Source organism: Desulfospira joergensenii DSM 10085 (assembly GCF_000420085.1).
Taxonomy (GTDB): domain Bacteria; phylum Desulfobacterota; class Desulfobacteria; order Desulfobacterales; family Desulfobacteraceae; genus Desulfospira; species Desulfospira joergensenii.
This window is the reverse complement of record NZ_ATUG01000001.1, coordinates 2,001,559-2,017,931: the sequence shown is the minus strand read 5'-3', so window position 1 is coordinate 2,017,931 and position 16,373 is coordinate 2,001,559. Positions and strand designations below refer to the sequence as shown.

Annotated in this window: 18 protein-coding genes; 9 read left to right on the top strand and 9 right to left on the bottom strand. The window is 50.3% G+C overall.

Annotated elements, in window-relative coordinates; genetic code table 11:
• Positions 1 to 227: 227 nt before the first annotated feature.
• Positions 228 to 560, bottom strand: coding sequence for a DUF6951 family protein (locus tag F608_RS0110275; protein ID WP_022665551.1), 333 nt, complete (start codon positions 558 to 560; stop codon positions 228 to 230).
• A 275-nt stretch (positions 561 to 835) separates the two neighbouring features.
• Between F608_RS0110275 and F608_RS0110270 the strand changes: the two genes are divergently transcribed.
• From F608_RS0110270 to F608_RS0110235, 8 genes are all read left to right on the top strand, one after another.
• Positions 836 to 1,438: a TetR/AcrR family transcriptional regulator gene (locus F608_RS0110270; RefSeq protein WP_022665550.1), complete on the top strand. Its 603-nt coding sequence runs from the start codon at positions 836 to 838 to the stop codon at positions 1,436 to 1,438.
• A gap of 73 nt (positions 1,439 to 1,511) precedes the next feature.
• Positions 1,512 to 3,038: an ABC transporter substrate-binding protein gene (locus F608_RS0110265; protein WP_022665549.1), complete on the top strand. Its 1,527-nt coding sequence runs from the start codon at positions 1,512 to 1,514 to the stop codon at positions 3,036 to 3,038.
• Positions 3,039 to 3,091: 53 nt separating this feature from the next.
• Positions 3,092 to 3,217 carry a hypothetical protein gene (locus F608_RS37125; protein WP_279615076.1) on the top strand — a complete coding sequence of 42 codons (126 nt, stop codon included), beginning with the start codon at positions 3,092 to 3,094 and terminating at the stop codon, positions 3,215 to 3,217.
• Complete coding sequence (locus tag F608_RS0110255) at positions 3,214 to 4,557, top strand: FAD-dependent oxidoreductase (RefSeq protein WP_022665547.1); 1,344 nt, start codon at positions 3,214 to 3,216, stop codon at positions 4,555 to 4,557. The genes F608_RS37125 and F608_RS0110255 overlap by 4 nt, the downstream gene beginning before the upstream one ends.
• A 189-nt stretch (positions 4,558 to 4,746) precedes the next feature.
• Positions 4,747 to 5,688: an ABC transporter permease gene (locus tag F608_RS0110250; protein ID WP_022665546.1), complete on the top strand. Its 942-nt coding sequence runs from the start codon at positions 4,747 to 4,749 to the stop codon at positions 5,686 to 5,688.
• A 3-nt stretch (positions 5,689 to 5,691) separates the two neighbouring features.
• On the top strand, positions 5,692 to 6,618 hold the full coding sequence (locus F608_RS0110245; RefSeq protein ID WP_022665545.1) for an ABC transporter permease: 927 nt from the start codon (positions 5,692 to 5,694) through the stop codon (positions 6,616 to 6,618).
• Between the two features lie 10 nt (positions 6,619 to 6,628).
• Complete coding sequence (locus F608_RS0110240; RefSeq protein WP_022665544.1) at positions 6,629 to 7,636, top strand: ABC transporter ATP-binding protein; 1,008 nt, start codon at positions 6,629 to 6,631, stop codon at positions 7,634 to 7,636.
• Positions 7,626 to 8,609, top strand: a complete 984-nt coding sequence (locus tag F608_RS0110235) for an ABC transporter ATP-binding protein (RefSeq protein WP_022665543.1) — start codon at positions 7,626 to 7,628, stop codon at positions 8,607 to 8,609. Before F608_RS0110240 ends, F608_RS0110235 begins: the two co-directional genes overlap by 11 nt.
• A 4-nt stretch (positions 8,610 to 8,613) precedes the next feature.
• Here the strand turns inward: F608_RS0110235 and F608_RS34620 are convergent, their stop codons facing one another.
• From F608_RS34620 to F608_RS0110190, 8 genes are all read right to left on the bottom strand, one after another.
• Positions 8,614 to 9,192, bottom strand: coding sequence for a GNAT family N-acetyltransferase (locus F608_RS34620; protein ID WP_022665542.1), 579 nt, complete (start codon positions 9,190 to 9,192; stop codon positions 8,614 to 8,616).
• Positions 9,193 to 9,323: 131 nt separating this feature from the next.
• Entirely contained in the window at positions 9,324 to 9,863 is a 540-nt protein-coding gene (locus F608_RS34615) for a hypothetical protein (protein WP_022665541.1), read from the bottom strand.
• A 97-nt stretch (positions 9,864 to 9,960) separates the two neighbouring features.
• Positions 9,961 to 10,338, bottom strand: coding sequence for a VOC family protein (locus F608_RS0110220; protein ID WP_022665540.1), 378 nt, complete (start codon positions 10,336 to 10,338; stop codon positions 9,961 to 9,963).
• A 24-nt stretch (positions 10,339 to 10,362) separates the two neighbouring features.
• Complete coding sequence (locus F608_RS31405; protein WP_022665539.1) at positions 10,363 to 10,920, bottom strand: hypothetical protein; 558 nt, start codon at positions 10,918 to 10,920, stop codon at positions 10,363 to 10,365.
• A 45-nt stretch (positions 10,921 to 10,965) separates the two neighbouring features.
• The gene (locus F608_RS0110210; RefSeq protein ID WP_022665538.1) at positions 10,966 to 11,727 is read right to left on the bottom strand and encodes an MBL fold metallo-hydrolase; all 762 of its coding nucleotides are present in this window, start codon (positions 11,725 to 11,727) and stop codon (positions 10,966 to 10,968) included.
• Positions 11,728 to 11,964: 237 nt separating this feature from the next.
• On the bottom strand, positions 11,965 to 12,531 hold the full coding sequence (locus F608_RS0110205) for a nitroreductase family protein (RefSeq protein ID WP_022665537.1): 567 nt from the start codon (positions 12,529 to 12,531) through the stop codon (positions 11,965 to 11,967).
• Between the two features lie 62 nt (positions 12,532 to 12,593).
• Entirely contained in the window at positions 12,594 to 13,199 is a 606-nt protein-coding gene (locus F608_RS0110200; RefSeq protein WP_022665536.1) for a rhomboid family intramembrane serine protease, read from the bottom strand.
• Between the two features lie 990 nt (positions 13,200 to 14,189).
• The gene (locus F608_RS0110190; RefSeq protein ID WP_022665534.1) at positions 14,190 to 14,720 is read right to left on the bottom strand and encodes a YkgJ family cysteine cluster protein; all 531 of its coding nucleotides are present in this window, start codon (positions 14,718 to 14,720) and stop codon (positions 14,190 to 14,192) included.
• Between the two features lie 142 nt (positions 14,721 to 14,862).
• Here F608_RS0110190 and F608_RS31400 point away from each other — a divergent pair, with 142 nt between their 5' ends.
• Positions 14,863 to 16,365, top strand: a complete 1,503-nt coding sequence (locus F608_RS31400; protein ID WP_022665533.1) for an ATP-binding response regulator — start codon at positions 14,863 to 14,865, stop codon at positions 16,363 to 16,365.
• Positions 16,366 to 16,373: the final 8 nt, after the last annotated feature.

The following is a 16,373-nucleotide window of genomic DNA, read 5'->3' as shown; positions in this document are numbered from 1 at the left end:
TCTTCAAGGGTCTCTTTAACATCTTTACATCCAAACAGCTGTCATGGGCAATGATTTTCAATTCAGTTGGATGATCTAAAGCTGCCCTTAAAATAAAATTCCGATGGATTCCGGGGGGAGTGGCCCAGTTCCAGGCCGGTGTCCCCGTTTCCATATCCCCCGTCCAAGTCAGCAGAGGAAGGCCGGTCTGTTCAACGGCCTTCGCACCGGTTCGAAAAATGAAGGTTTTACTCCACAAAGGTGATGCTGGCATCCTTGGGAAGGGCCAGGCCCACACAGACCTCCAGGGACTTTAAAATGCCCGAGATCACCGGACAGGATACATGGGGAATGGTTCTCAAAGCCAGGTCAATGACCTGGGAATTGACGGTGCCGGTCTCTTTGTCCTTGAACAGTTCGGCCATGATGTCCAGTTCCTTGCCGCCGAGGATCTCGTTGACTTTTTTCCAGTTGGGGCACTGGCTTTCCAATTGGAAAGAGGCCTTGTACCCTTTATGCTTTTCAGAACTTACCCGGGTGGTGAATCCGCAGATACCGCCGAAAATTTCCACGTTTGTCATGATCTGGTTTCCTTTTCAATGGGAGGTTAACACTGAATTTTAAATCGTCTAGCACAATTCTAATTTTACAGAAGAACAGCATTCTGGCAAGCTGCTTTTGTGGAACCTTATACCATCGGAATGAAAAAAATTACATGGATCTTCATTTTCGAAAACTTCTTCATTTTCGAAAACTTCTTCGTTGATTTTTTTATGGGTCCATGGTATGGCCATTACGCATATCACATACTATGTGATAGTGAGACTCAACTATTAATTCTTGGGGACCGGAAGACATGGCAGAGGCAAAAAACAAAAAAGAAGCCAAGCGGATCGCCACCCGGGAGCGGATTCTGGAAACCGCTATCTATCTGTTTGCCCGGCTCGGCTATCATAAGACCACCATCCAGGATATTGCCTATCACATCGGTATGACCACGGGCGCGGTATTCCATCATTACAACTCCAAACCCGACATCCTGGACGAGGTGATAGACGTTCTGAACCGGAGTTTTGACCCGTATATTGAATTTCTGGAAAAAGAGCATCCCAGCCATGAAGAGCTGCTCCGGGGAATCACCGATATCTTCCTGGACCGGTTCAACCACGAGCCCAGTTCCATCATCGGCCTGTCTTCCCTGACCGCCGAGTTCAGCGGTATCCGGGGGCCGGTCATCACAAAATGTCAGGCCATCTATGATCGGTTCGTGGATGCCTTTGAGGCGGCGCTCAATCAACTTCACAAGAAAAAGACCAACCGGGCAGAGGCGGTCTGCTTTATTGCCGGACTCCAGGGCGTGGCTCTCCAGGCCCTGCTCCGGGACGGGGAAATGGAGATTGAGGATCTTCTGGCCGGATTCATGACCATGACCGGGAAGGCGTCCCGGGAAGACGTATAGGATTCGGCCGGTGAAAAGATAAAGTACCTTTTGGTTGTTTGGCAAGATTAATTTTAATGGAAAGGAAAGGTAGATGATGAAGCAGATGATTCGGATTTTGGCGGTTTTCTCTCTGGTGTTTTTCATGGCCGGGACTGCCATGGCCCAGCCCAAAGGAACCCTCCGGGTGGCCCTGACCAGTTCCCCCAACTCCCTTGACCTGTGTTACGGCGCGGACAGAAATGCATCCAATGCAGGATGGCGGTTGTACAACTCCCTGGTGGTGGTCAATGACGACGGCATGATCGAACCGGCCCTGGCCGAGAGCTGGACCGTTTCCCAGGACGGGAAGGTCTATACCATGAAGCTCCGTCATGGGGTGAAGTTCCATAATGGGGAAGACTTCAACGCAGACCAGGTGATCTTCTCCTGGAACCGGGGCAAGGGCAAGGACGTTACCTGGCGGAAAAAATGGGACATTGTCAAAGAGATTGAAAAGATAGATGATTTCACCATTAAACTCAAACTGGACGCTCCCTCCCCCCTGCTCCTGAGGCAGATCAGCTACTTCTGGAATATCGTGCCCCAGGGGTACCTGAAAGAGGTGGGAGAAGACGGATTTGTCAATCATCCCGTGGGGACCGGTCCTTTCCGGTTCGTGGAATGGAAAAAAGGGGACCGCCTGGTCTATGAGGCCAACCCCGACTATTGGGAACCGGGAAAACCCAAGGTTGCCAAGGTCATCTTCAGGCCCATCGGCGAGTCCGCCACCCGGATGGCAGCGGTGAAAACCGGTGAAATGGACATCGTGTCCCGGTTAAGCTCCGAAGAGGCCGCCATGCTCAACGGGGTTCCCAATGTCAAGGTGGTTGCATATCCCGTGGACCGGGTCTTTTATATCACCTTCAACAACCTGACTTCAGGCAAGGGCCTGCCCACGGAAAATCCCCTGGTCCGCCAGGCCATGAACTATGCCGTGGACATCGACGCCATCATCGATGCCCTGTTCAACGGGAACGGAAAGCCCCTTACCGGTTTTTTCGTTTCCTCCAACCTGGGCTACAATACCCAGTTGAAACCCTTTGGCTACTATCCTGAAAAAGCCAAAGCCCTGCTCAAGGAAGCCGGATACCCGGATGGATTTAAGATCGAGATGGCCGCTCCCACAGGGGCCTATTCCCAGTTCGAGCAGGTCTGTGAGGCCATCCAGGGATATCTCGCCGATGTGGGCATCGACATGAAGCTCACCCTCATGGAATCCGGTAAGTACTGGGAGCTTGAAGCCAAAAAGGAACTGCCCCCCATGTTCGGTGATTCCTGGTCCTGCCGGGAGGGCGAGCCCCTTGAACGCCTGGAAGGCACCCTGGGCGGATTCAAGCAGAGCTACTCCGCCTGGAGTGATCCCAAAATTGACGAGGTCCTGGGCAAGGTGGCAATCATGCCCGATGAAAAAGAGAGGGCCGAGCTCTATAAAGAACTGCAGAAGTACATGCAGGACAACCCTCCCTTTATCTACCTCTACCAGCCCATGACCTTTGAGGCCATCTCCACCAAGGTGAAGAATTACCGGCCCAGGGCAGCAGAGGATTATTATCTGAAAAACGTGTCCCTCGAGGATTAACGCCGGATCAAGGGCTGTCGGGAGAATTCCGGCAGCCCTTTTTTATGAAAAGAATGAAAAAGATATCTGAAACAGTGGATGAGGTGGTGGCCGGCGACGGAACCGCCGGTCATGTGGCGGCCCTCCCGGCGGCCCGGCTTAAGGTGAAGACCTCCGTGATTGAGGAAGTGCAAAGATGAACTATATTGAAGAACCTGCAAGAAAAACCCCGGTCCTGGCCGAAACCGATGTCCTGGTGGTGGGCTCCGGTCCCTCGGGCCTGGCCGCAGCCATCGCATCGGCCCGTCAGGGCGTGGACACCATGCTGGTGGAGCGGTACGGATGTTTCGGGGGAAACATCACCCAGGCCATGGTGGAGTCCATCGGCTGGTACCGCCATGAGGGCACGGTGGAGTCCGACGGCATCGGCCGGGAATTTGAGATCCGGGCCCGGGAGTTCGGGGGGGAAAGAAAAGAACCCCAGTCCGTCAGCCAGGTGGTGGAGGCGGATATTTTCAAATGCGTGGCCGATCAAATGGTGGAAAAGGAGGGGATCGACAGGTTCCTCCATTGCCTGGGGGTTGAGGCCCTGGTCCGGGAAAACCAAGTCATCGGGGTGGTCACGGAAAGCAAGCAGGGCAGGAATGCCATCCTGGCCAAGCGGGTCATCGACTGCACCGGGGACGCCGACATTGCCTTTCGGGCCGGGGCGGCCTGCACCAAGGCGCCAAAAAGCCAATTGGAAGGGGTATCGGTCAGTTTTGGATGCTCCGGCGTGAACCGGGAAAGATTTTTAGACTACGTTCAGAAAAACCCCGGCAGCCTGGGGCAGTGGGCCACGGAGACCAGCGGTAAGGAAAATGAGATGTTCAGTCCCTATCTGAGCGAGCCCTTTGCCCGGGCCAGGGAAAAGGGGGAGATCCCGGACGGGGTTCTCACCGGGGGATACTGGAGCAGCCTCACCGACACGGGCGAGGCCACCTATCTCAACATGGTCTATATGCTGGGCCTGGACCCCACCGACCTGGCCGATCTCACCCATGCCGAGATCGAAGGCAGGAAACAGGCCATGATGGCCATTGATGCCCTGAGAAAATATACCCCCGGGTTTGAAAACGCCCGTCTGAGGACCTTTGGTTCCTCCCTGGGCACAAGGGAGTCCCGGAAGATCAAGGGCCGCCACATCATGACCGGGGATGAGGTGAAAAACCAGGCTGCTTTTTCCGATTCCATCGGCATCTTTCCTGAATTTCTGGATGCCTACGGGGTGGTGGTCATTCCCACCACGGGACGGTTTTTCCAGATTCCCTACGGGGCCCTGGTGCCGGAATCCGTGGACAATCTCCTGGTGGCCGGCCGGTGCGTGTCCGGGGATAAGATCTCCCATGCGGCCCTGCGCCAGATGATGTGCTGCACCGTGACCGGCCAGGGCGCCGGAACGGCAGCAGCGGTTTCAGTCAAGGAGAAGGTATCCTCGGCCCGGGTAAATATCCAGCGGGTTCAGGAGGCCCTTAAAAAACAAGGGGTCCGGATTCAATGATGGCCACCTCTAATAATTGTCTTTTGGCCCGATTTCTTTGTTGCGTGGAAATTTTAATCCTCAAGATATTACGTATACTCCTCCGGTTAAAATTTTCATGTGCCTTGAACTCGAACCAAAATCCGAAACTATTAGAGATACCCTGATCTTGAGATTAGATAATTCAGAAGGAGACTTTTAAGGAAGATCATGCAAAGATATATTCTTTCCCGTCTGATCCAGTCCGTCTGTATTCTGTTCGGTGTGCTCTTCATCGTGTTTTTTATGCTTCAGATGACCGGCGATCCGGTTTCCCTGCTCATTTCCCGCCATGCTTCCCCCGAGGAGGTGGAGGCCATGAAAGAGGAACTGGGATTTAACCGGCCCCTGCCGGTCCAGTTTTTTGAATTTGTCTCCGGCGCTGTGGTCGGGGACTTCGGTAAATCCCTGCGCCACCATCAGCCGGCCATGGACCTGATCCTGGACCGGCTGCCGGCCACCATAGAACTGGCGGTCACGGCCCTGTTGATTTCATTGATCCTGGGAATTCCCCTGGGGCTGATATCCGGATCCAATCCGGGCAGCTTCTGGGATGTGCTGTCCCGGGGGACCGGGCTGCTGGGGCAGACCATCCCCAATTTCTGGCTGGCATTGATCCTGATCCTGGTCTTTTCCGTCCACCTGGGCTGGTTCCCCTCATTCGGCCGGGATACCTGGACCATTTTGGGGTTTACCCTGCCCACAAGATCGGTGATCCTGCCGGCCTTTTCCCTCTCCCTCTTTACCATGGGCCAGCTGGTGAGGTTCACAAGATCCGCCGTCCTGGAAATCCGGGGGGAGGACTACGTGAGGACGGCCTACTCCAAGGGCATTGCCGACCGGAAGGTCTATATCGGCCATATCCTGAGAAACGCCTCCATCCCCCTGATCAGCATCGTGGGGGTCCAGTTCGGCTATCTTTTGAGCGGGTCCATCTATATTGAAACCATCTTTTCCTGGCCGGGGCTTGGCAATCTTCTGGCTGAATCCATCGGGAACCGGGATTTTGCCCTGGTCCAGGCCATTGCATTTTTTTCCAGCTTTGTGGTGGTGGCCCTGAATCTTTTAACGGACATTGCCTACGGCCTGGCAGATCCAAGGATAAGGTACTAAGTCATGAATACGGATATGAATTCAACCGGGCTGGTCATTGACCAGGAAAAGGAAACAGGGGTCTGGCCATTTTTAAAGTACCTGGGAAAACTTCTGATCCGGGACCGCCTGGGAATGGTGGGTCTGATCATGTTTATCATTGTCGTCTTTTCCGCTGTATTCGCCCCCTGGCTCTCTCCCTATGACCCCTTAAAACAGCATCTGCGTTTTGCCAAGGATCCACCGGCCTGGATGGAGGGCGGATCCATTGATCATCCCCTGGGCACGGACAACCTGGGCCGGGATATTTTAAGCCGGATCATCTACGGCACCCGGGTTTCCCTGACCGTGGGCTTTTTCGGTGTTCTCATCGCAAGCTCCCTGGGGATCTTCATCGGCCTCATCTCCGGCTATGTCGGAGGCACCGCAGACAACATAATCATGGGCGGGGTCAATCTAATCCTGGCCTTGCCCTATCTTGTGTTCGTGGTCTTTATTGCCGCCATCCTGGGGTCCAGCCTCATCAACGTGATTCTGATCTTCGGCCTCACCGATATCCCCATCTTTGTGAGGATCACCCGGGGGGAGGTCATCAAGATGAGGGAATCCGGGTTTGTGGAATCGGCCAGGAGTATCGGGGCCAGCGACAAACGGATCATCTTCCGGCATATCCTGCCCAACCTCATCGGCCCCATCATCACCATTGCCACCTTTGAGATGTCGGCCATGATCTTTTACGAGGCCGGCCTGGGATTCCTGGGACTTTCCGTGCCCCCGAGCATCCCCTCCTGGGGCAATATGCTGGCGGCCGGCCGGAAATACCTGGTCATCTACCCCTGGATCGCCACCTTTCCGGGGCTGGCCATTATCTTCACGGGTCTGGGCATGAATCTTCTGGGCGACTGGCTCAGGGATGTCCTGGACCCGAAAATGCGGCGAATTAAAAAGTAGGGGAGGGACCATGGGAAAAATTCTGGAAGTAAAAGACCTGATCACCCGGTTCCATACCTTTGACGGGGTGGTCCATGCCCTGTCCGGGGTCTCCTTTGACCTTGAGGAAGGGGAAATCCTGGGTGTGGTCGGGGAATCCGGGTCCGGCAAAAGCGTGACCATGATGTCCCTGCTCCATCTTCTGCCCTCACCCCCGGCCCGGATCGAAGGGGGGCGTGCCCTCTACCACGGGGACGGGGAGCCCGTGGACCTGCTTCAATTGTCCAAGGCCGAGATCAGCAGGATCCGGGGGGGGAAGATCGGGTTTATCTTCCAGGATGCCCTGAGTGCCCTGAATCCGGTCATGACCATCGGAAAGCAGATCTCCGAAACCCTGATCCAGCATCTGGGCCATACCGCTTCCCAGGCAAAAAAGCGATCCATCCAGCTTTTGGAGTACGTGGGAATCCCGGAGCCGGAACAGCGGTTTTCCTGCTATCCCCATCAGTTTTCCGGGGGCATGCGCCAGCGGGCCATGATCGCCCTGGCCGTTGCCTGCGAGCCCAAGATCATCATCGCAGACGAGCCCACCACAGCCCTGGATGTCACGGTCCAGGCCCAGATCATCGAACTGGTCCAGCGGCTCCAGAAAGAGATGAACATGTCCGTGATCTGGATCACCCACGACCTGGGGGTGGTGGCCGGCATGGCCGACCGGGTCCTGGTCATGTATGCGGGAACCGTGGTGGAAACCGCCAGGGTGGAGGATCTCTACTACAGGCCTTCCCATCCCTATACCCAAAAGCTTCTGGGGGCCCTGCCAAGGATGGACAGCACCGGGCGCCACCGGCTGGAAAGCATTGACGGCGCCCCGCCGGATATGCTCTTCAAGCCGGCCCACTGCCAGTTTGCCTGGCGGTGCGATCATGCCGAAAAAAAATGCATGAAAGAGATTCCCAAAGAACGGGAGATCTCTTCCTGCCACCAGGCGGCCTGTTTTTTTGATTTTCACAAGAAAGAGGATGTCCATGAAAGATGATTCCCAGATTCTGGTCAGGGTAAGAAACCTGAAAAAATACTTCCCCATTCAAGAGGGATGGCTGATCAACCGGCAGGTCGGTGCGGTCAAGGCCGTGGATGATGTGTCCTTTGATATTCGAAAAGGGGAAACCCTGGGGGTGGTCGGGGAGTCCGGATGCGGAAAATCCACCACGGGCCGGGCCATCCTCCACCTGGACCCTCCCACGGCCGGAGAGGTCCTCATCGACGGGAAGGACCTAAGCCGGATGACCACGGTGGAGAGAAGAAAATTCAGGCCCCGGGCCCAGATGATCTTCCAGGACTCCTATGCCTCCCTGAATCCCAGGCATTCCGTGGGCAGCATCATTGCTGAGCCCATGGTGATCCATACGGATATGGCCCCGGATAAGATGCGTCAACGGGTCATGGATCTCCTGGAGATGGTAGGCCTCAATCCCAACCATTATCAGCGCTTTCCCCATGAATTTTCCGGGGGGCAGCGCCAGCGGATCAACATTGCAAGGGCCCTCTCCCTCAATCCCAAGTTCGTGGTCTGCGACGAGCCCATATCGGCCCTGGACGTATCCATCCAGGCCCAGGTCATCAATCTGTTCGAGGATCTTCAAAAGGATTTGGGCCTGACCTATCTTTTCATTGCCCACGACCTGAGCATGGTCCAGCATATCTCCGACCGGGTGGCCATCATGTACCTGGGCAAAATCATGGAGCTGACCTCCCGGGAGAACCTGTTTGAAAATCCCCTCCATCCCTATACCCGCTCCCTGATCTCAGCGGTTCCCATCCCGGACCCGATCAAGGAACGGCAGCGGACAAGGATCCTGCTCAAGGACGAGGTTCCGAGCCCGGCAGACCCGCCCAGGGGATGCGTATTCTCAACAAGGTGCCCCCAGGTTGAGTCCATCTGCACCCGGACAGCCCCGCCCTGGAAAGAGATTCATTCCGACCATTTTGCCAGCTGCCATTTTGTGTAAGGGGTTATTTTTGTGAATCTCTTAACATGTATCGATTGGCAACATTGAAGATGGCTGATTCGGAAATCAGTTTAAATCCGAATTTTTTATAAAAACGGACATTTTCATCCAGATCTGTTTCCAGGTATGCCTTTGCGGAACAATTGTCCACTTCTTTGCAAAAACGCTTCATGAGTTCCGTGCCGACCCCCAGTCCCCTGTGAGACGGCAGAACGCCGATGGGACCCAGGTGCCAGTGCTGTTCAACCGGATCATGCTCTGCCCATTCCCTGAACCAGACGGATTTTCTCCAATGAATATCATTTTCATCTTCGAACATCTCCGGGTCATCAATGGATTTGCCGATGCAGGACTTCATCCTCATGACCCCGATGATTTTGTCATTTTCCTTTGCCAGAAAGACAATGCCGGGCAGGGTATTGAAGAGCTCAAAAAACATTTTTTCGATTTCCAGACGCTCCTTTTCCCCATTCCCCAGAAAAACGCCAAGGTGGTGTGGATTGTTGAGCATAGCGATGCTGAGGACCTTTGCCGATTCCTGAATCTCATTTTGTTCCATAAAGGAAATATGAAATTTGTTCATAGTCACTCCTTGAATCGTTTAGGGTTTCAACTGCTGCATAAGGTGGTGCTCTCCGGCGCGATAACCCTTGGTTTCATACCGAGGCTCAGGCTTCAGGAGACAGGGCAAATGCTGCTGTGTGTATTGACAGTTCACGTTTTTACCTGGTTAAGCGATTCAGAATCATCTTTTATGATTTTTAGCATTTTCCTTCGAATCAATCCACTAAATGGTTTTATCATTAACCAGTATAACCCAAATGTAAACTTGGTAATTGGAGCAACACACAATACTCTGGTTTCAGTGCTTACTTTTGTTCTGTTTTCCTCCATGTCTTCGAATTGGAAATTCCAGACGACTTTTATCCATGGGGAAATGGAATTATTTATAAAATCTTCATAATTTGGAATCTTTGCAATCTTAGCCCTTGCCCAAAAACCAATTAAATTTTCATTTGGGAAAGTCTCTTCAAGGTTTGTAAAACCGATATCATGAATAAAATTTTGCAAATTTAATCTTTTTGTTGGTAATCCCCGGATTTTGAATAAAAATTCAATGATTTTTGATTTGGACAGGTCAAAGTCTTTTGCAAGATGATACACATTTCCAATTGGGCAATTTACCATTGTTTCATGGTATTCATTGAATGTGTATTGGGGCAGGTACTTGTCAATGAGTCTGTTTTTTTGCATTTGTATTGCCTAAAATAAGAATAATTGCTGCCATATTACTTTGTCGTTAACAAATCGATGTAAGGGCACCGGCAGTTTGCGCACTTCTAACAGCAGATTATACCCCAGGCTCCAGGTTGTTTTTGACAGGCCCTTTTGTCATATCCAAGATGGATATTTCGATACCAAAAGGATCTTTTATGACTGCGCATTTACCGATTTGAATGTCGAACGGTTCGACCAGAACTTCACACCCGGATTTCAGGAAACATTGAATTGATTTGTCCACATTTTCAACCAAGTAATTTACATCAATTTTGTTGGAGATTTTTTTAATGTTATGAAGAACGATCTCGGAATCTGATTCAGGAAATTTTAAGCCTACATTTCCCCCATGCTTCCATTCAGGAATGAGGCCAAAGACATCCGAATAATACTTGGCTGCCTCATCGACATCTTTGACTTTTAACATTATACAATCAATTTTTTGGAGCATTTACATCTCCGGTGCATGCATTTTTTATAAATCCGTATTTTGATAATCTTCCAACAGATCCTGGTACTTCTCTGAGTCCACAAAGCCGCATGATTTTATTTCAGGACAGAATCCTCTGTACACGCACTCCGGCACACAGACATTGGCAATTATCGGTTCTTTTTCTTTTATCTTATCCAATACAGCCTGCCAAGCCTGGCGGGACTCTTTGGAGGCGCTGCTGCAGAGTCTCTTTCTGGATATATTTATAATCGCTTGAGCGTTGGCTATACATTCATGGGAGACAGGGGAGGATTGAGATTTGATCTCCCTGTCTTCTCCTGTCCTGTCCGTCCTTTGGGTACTCACGAAATGCTCAATCCCGATCTTGTGTCTGACAAAATGAACACTGACCCAATATTTGAGATCTATCCATTTCCATTTTAGGATCAACTGACGAATCGGTGAGTGTTCAGACAAAAGAATATTTTTCTTCCATGAATCTGTAGGTTCTTTTGTCCCCTTCTCCATGCTGACCGTTGTCCTGGCAGCGTCAGCGACCTCTCTCCAGGTTGATTTTATTTCAAAGTTCTCTATTTTCATCTTTTTAAAAGCTCCTTGCAATGCTCTTGTTAGGTTTTTTGGGTTCTATAGCCATACCGCCCAGTCGCCGTAGTCAAATGTTCCGCTGCCATGATGCAATTTGCCTTCAGCCTTTAACTGCCGAAATGCATCACGCATTCTACCGAGAATCTCGGGTTGAATATCCAGGGTGTGATGTGCCGGGTACACATGTTTCACCGGCAAGGCCGATACCCGCTCCAAAGAGTTGAGGTACGCCCCCGGATCGGTGGACGGGAAATAGGCAAAAAGAGTGTCTTTATAAACCAGGTCACCGGTAAAGAGATTCCCGCGCTCCTCTTCCCAAAAACACATATGCCCCGGCGAATGTCCGGGTGTATGCACGACTTGAACAAAACGGTCTCCAATATCGATAATATCATTATCCTTCAGCACTTTTGTCGGCTTACCCTGAAAGAATTCATACCTGTTTACATCATAACCTTCCGGCAGGTCACATCGATCAACGACCATGCCTTTAATTTGTTCCCTTGTTAGAGGAAACTCTCCGCTGAGCCAGTTTAGCTCATCCCCATGGGCGTAAAAGTCCGGAAAATATTCATGACCGCCAACATGATCCCAATGAATGTGGGTGGCGATTGCGGTAACCGGCTTGTCCGTCAGCCCCATGACTTCATGATGGATATTACAGATTCCTAGCCCGGTATCAATTATCAGACTGCGTTCAGAGCCATTCAAGAGATAGCAATGTGTTTCTTCCCAATGGCGGTATTCGCTTATGATATACGTTCCCTTGTCAATTTGATCTATTGTGAACCAATTATCCATTTGAGTTCAAGCTTTCTTTCAATAATTTTCTGTTTGGCATTTTTTGATTGCCGATCCCTTCTGACGTGCTGCTGTAGGGCAAGCGGCTGATTCATGGATCCTTACCAACAGCTGGTTATGCGGTTTTGGCCATCCATTCCCCGGGAGTGCGGGCTTCCCCGTCTTTGATCGTCCACAACAGCGATTTCAATGCGGAGAGATCGTTAAGCGGATTCTCTGGTCAGGTTCGGCGTCAGGTTATATGATTATTTTTAATACCTCCGCTTTTTTTCGTTTTGGGGCCGTAGGAATTTTTTCGGGATAGCCCAAAATGATTGGAGCTACAATTGTACAATTGTCCGGTATGCTTAATTCATTTCTAATCTTCGGGTCATGTATTTCTGTTCCAAAATTCACCCAGCACGTTCCTAAACCTCTGGAAGCTGCTCCCATCATGAAATAGCTGGCTGCCAATGCACAATCAACATATAAATTTTTTAGATGAGAAAATCCAAGAATCAAAACCAAACACGGTGCATTGTAAAAGACATTGAACGACTCGTTTTGCAACATACTTTGGTATTTTTTTGCATAATCATTTGGATTGGCAGCAATACGAGCAAGAATATTTTTCTTGCCCTCGTCTGAAATTTTTTTAAGCATTGCTTTGTTATTTACAATAATAAACTTCCAAGGTTGCTCGTTCCCTGCGTTTGGTGCAAGGGTGCTTTCATTTAGAATTTCTTGAATGACCTCTATAGAAACAGATGCCTCTTGATATTTACGTACAGACCGGCGTTTTTCTAATAGTTCATTAAATTTCATGAATTTGCCCTCTTAATGAAGTGATTTTTATCACATAAAATCAGGTTGAAGCTTTTGTTAACTTAATTTGAGCCATGCGTTATCTTGTGTTTATTCAAATAATACAAACCTATAGCCAAGCCTGTTATAAATCCCACTATATGCCCTAATTTTGGATGATGAGCATAAACCAAGTCTAATAGCAAAGCTGGTATCAATGCGAAGCCAACAATGAATTTAAATAAAAATGAAGTATCAATTTTCTTCCAAATTACCAGGATACCTAACGCCGAGACACCGAATACTGCTTGAGAGGCTCCAGTTCCAATATTCCATGGTGGTTCAACGGTCAACGTGCTTATCAGGGTACCAAATGTACCAGATAGCAACCAAAGAATAAAAAAACGTATAGAACCAATATATTTTTCAAGGATCAAACCCAATAAAGCGAATGATAAAACGTTGAATAACATATGAGGTTGTTTAAAGTGGATTATTTGTGAAACAAATATTCGCCACAATTCCAGATTCCAAAGATGGCTAAAAGTGACTCCACCGTACGGTTCCAATTCCACATACTTGATTTTGCCAAAGAATGATCCACTTATCTGAACATTCACGTATAATGAGTATACTATTGTAACAATCGATATTGCTATTGTGATATATGGATATTTCTGTGATTTCATTTTTCCTTTCTTTAGCTAACATGAATTACATGTATTTACGCAATTCCAATTATTTAAACCTTTTTTCCAGAAGCCATATGTAAAACCCATTGAAAAGTCAAGGAATTCTGTTGATATTGATTGTGCGGTTTTGCATATAATCAATATTTGAGAAGGAGCATTCCTATCTTTCATGAGGTGCAATTTGGGGATGGTCAGATATGAAAAAGGTGGCAGACTTTTTATCAGCGGCCGGGGCAGGCTGCAGCTCCGCAGAGTGAAGAATTCCCAGAGCCTCTAAATTCCATTGCGCTGAAGGGGAAAAACTCGCGGTGCTCAAACAATTCCCCCTTTTAACCGCGCAATTCCACTAAGAGGCTCTACAGAATCCCACTCCATGTCTCCGCCGCAGCCCACCCCGGCCTCCCCGATAGGAGAACCGTTGATGATAATCCTGGCTTATTAAAAATAATTTTTCGAATAGATCATGGATTTTCAAATCTCCTGTGCCAGAGGCCGGAGGGGGGATGGGGTAGAGCCGGGTTCAACTTTTTGCGGCCGCAGGACGCGGAGGAGCGAAAAGTTCACCCCAAAGCCGGACTTTCCGTCCGGCTTTGGATTAGGCGGCACCCCATCCCCTCTCCGGCCGGCAGCTATACTCAGCCAATTGTTTTCGGTTTTCAGAATCCGGAACAAACAAAATTATCCGGAACATATAGACAGGGGAGACTTTTAAAGATTTCAGAAAGCACTATTATCGCCAACGGGCAAGTTGTTCGGCAGACCCTTTGCCGCCTTTTCAGAATGAATTTACAGACCGCAACACGAATTTGGAAGTTAATCATTTGATAATCCTGGTGTCATGTCCAGGGAAGAAAGGTGTGCTAAAAACTATAATCGTAGAAAGAGAAAGCAAGCAAAACAATACCAATTTCTCTTTTTCATGCTCCAACTCTCTCTTAAGGCCGGGCCGTCATCAGACGGCCCGGTTTTTTTTCGGGGCAGAACCCTTCAATCACACAGCAGAAACAGAACCTGGGAAACAGGAATCCTTTCCGGAAGATCCCCTTCAATGGATTGGATAAAATGGCTGTTCACGGCCGTGAGGACGGCGTTGAGCTGATCCAGGTCCATGAGGGCCTCTTTGGGAAGATCCGTGATCCCTTTGAAGTTTTCCGGGCAGAAGTCCACCCGGGGGGTGCCCTTTTCTTCCATGTAAATGGGAAAGCCGTGGGTCCGGCAGATAATAGGTCTTGCAGGGTATAACAGGCATTGATGATCCAGGAGCAGGGGGCAGCGCTCTTCATCAATACAGGCCTCCCGGACGGCCTCTCTCTCCTCCCGGGCCAGTTCGGCAAAGGCTGCGGCCAGGGCAAAGGCCTCCACGGGAAAGAGGGTCAGAAACCGGCAGCAGTCATCACATCCCTTTTTGCAGGCGATGTTTTCCCGGTACCGGGTTTCAAGGTTTCGGACATGCTCATCCACCCGCCTGACAAGGGCAAAATAATTTTCAAGCAAGGCACGGATCGATTTCGGGTTCATTTTTTTTCCGGTAAATATTTGTAAAATGCCATTCATGGCTTATTGTCTATTATTGCATTGAAAAATAAAAAAACGTAGTCGTATTTAAATAAGGATAGAAAAAAACGTTTTCCCGGCTTGGGGAAACGTCTAGAGAGGGTAGATGGAAAGAGTTATTGAGTTGATCAACTATGCCGAAGAGGCCATTCCCGACCTTGAGCAGTCCAGATTCTACAGGGAGCTGGAGTTCAAGTCCATTGAAACGGCAGGGGAGCTTGCCTTTCCCGAGTCCCGGCGGGACCCGGATGTGGTCGTGGTTTTTATCCGAAAGGAAAAGCAGGACTGCCTTGAACGGATCGAATGGATCACAAAGACGGATATTGATAAGGAGATCATTGCCGCCGTTCCCGAGGATATGCTGGATACGGGAGTGAAAACCCTGCAATACGGGGCTTCGGATTTCTTTACCCTTCCTGCCAAGGCCCGGACCTTTGACTTTTACATCAACCGGGCCCTGGAGAGAAACTATCTTCACAAACATATCTGCTTTAACGATACCTGCTACCAGAGCCGGTTTGCCCGGTCCGAAAAAAATTATGAGCAGCTTTTCAATGCCGTGCCCTGTTTCATCTATGTCCGGGACAGGGACTACCAGATCACGGACTGCAATAAAAAGTTCAAGGAGTATTTCGGCGATCACCAGGGGGAATACTGCTTCGGCATACTCAAGAACAGGGATGAACCCTGCACCAAGTGCTCCCTGGAAAAGACCTTCCGGGACGGGACCAGCCATGCATCGGAGATGGAGATCATTTCCTCGGACGGGGTCAAGCATACGGTCCTGTGCTGGACCACGCCCTTACGGGACAGCCGGGGAAAGATCAAGAATGCCATGGTCATGCTCACGGACATCACGGAAGTCCGGCGCCTTGAGGATCACCTGACCTCCCTGGGTTTTATGATCGGCTCCATATCCCACGGCATCAAGGGCCTGCTGACCAGTCTGGACGGGGGCATGTATCTCATGGAAAGGGGATTTGAAGCCAACAGCCGGGAAAAGATCCGGGAGGGCTTTGACCAGTCCAGGCAGATGACGGCCCGGATCAAGAAACTGGTCCTGGATATCCTCTATTATACCAAGACCCGGAAAATGGCATGGCAGCAGGTCTCTGTGGGCCGGTTTCTTGAAGATACCCTCAAGATCGTGTCGGGCAGCGCCCGGAAGAACAATATCCGCATCGATCACAAACTGGAGGTGCTGACCCGGGACGATATCTTTGAAATCGATGAGGAAAGTCTCCAGTCCGCCATGGTCAATATCATTGAAAACGGGATTGAGGCCTGCATCGACCAGGGCGGAGAAAAACAACACTGGATCTCTTTCCATGCCAGGGTGGACAAGGAAAAGGCCCTGTTTACCATCCAGGACAACGGCCTGGGCATGGGCGATGCCACCCTGAAAAACATATTTACCATTTTCTTTTCCTCCAAGGGGAACAAGGGCACGGGCCTGGGGCTCTATATCGCCAATAAGGTGGTCCAGCAGCACCGGGGGGAGATCAAGGTGAAATCCACCCAGGACAAGGGGACCAAGTTCCTGATCAAGATCCCCAGGCAGGTTCCCAGAACCGCCAGAAACCCCCGGGGGATGGTCTGTTCAAACTAGTTCCGGGG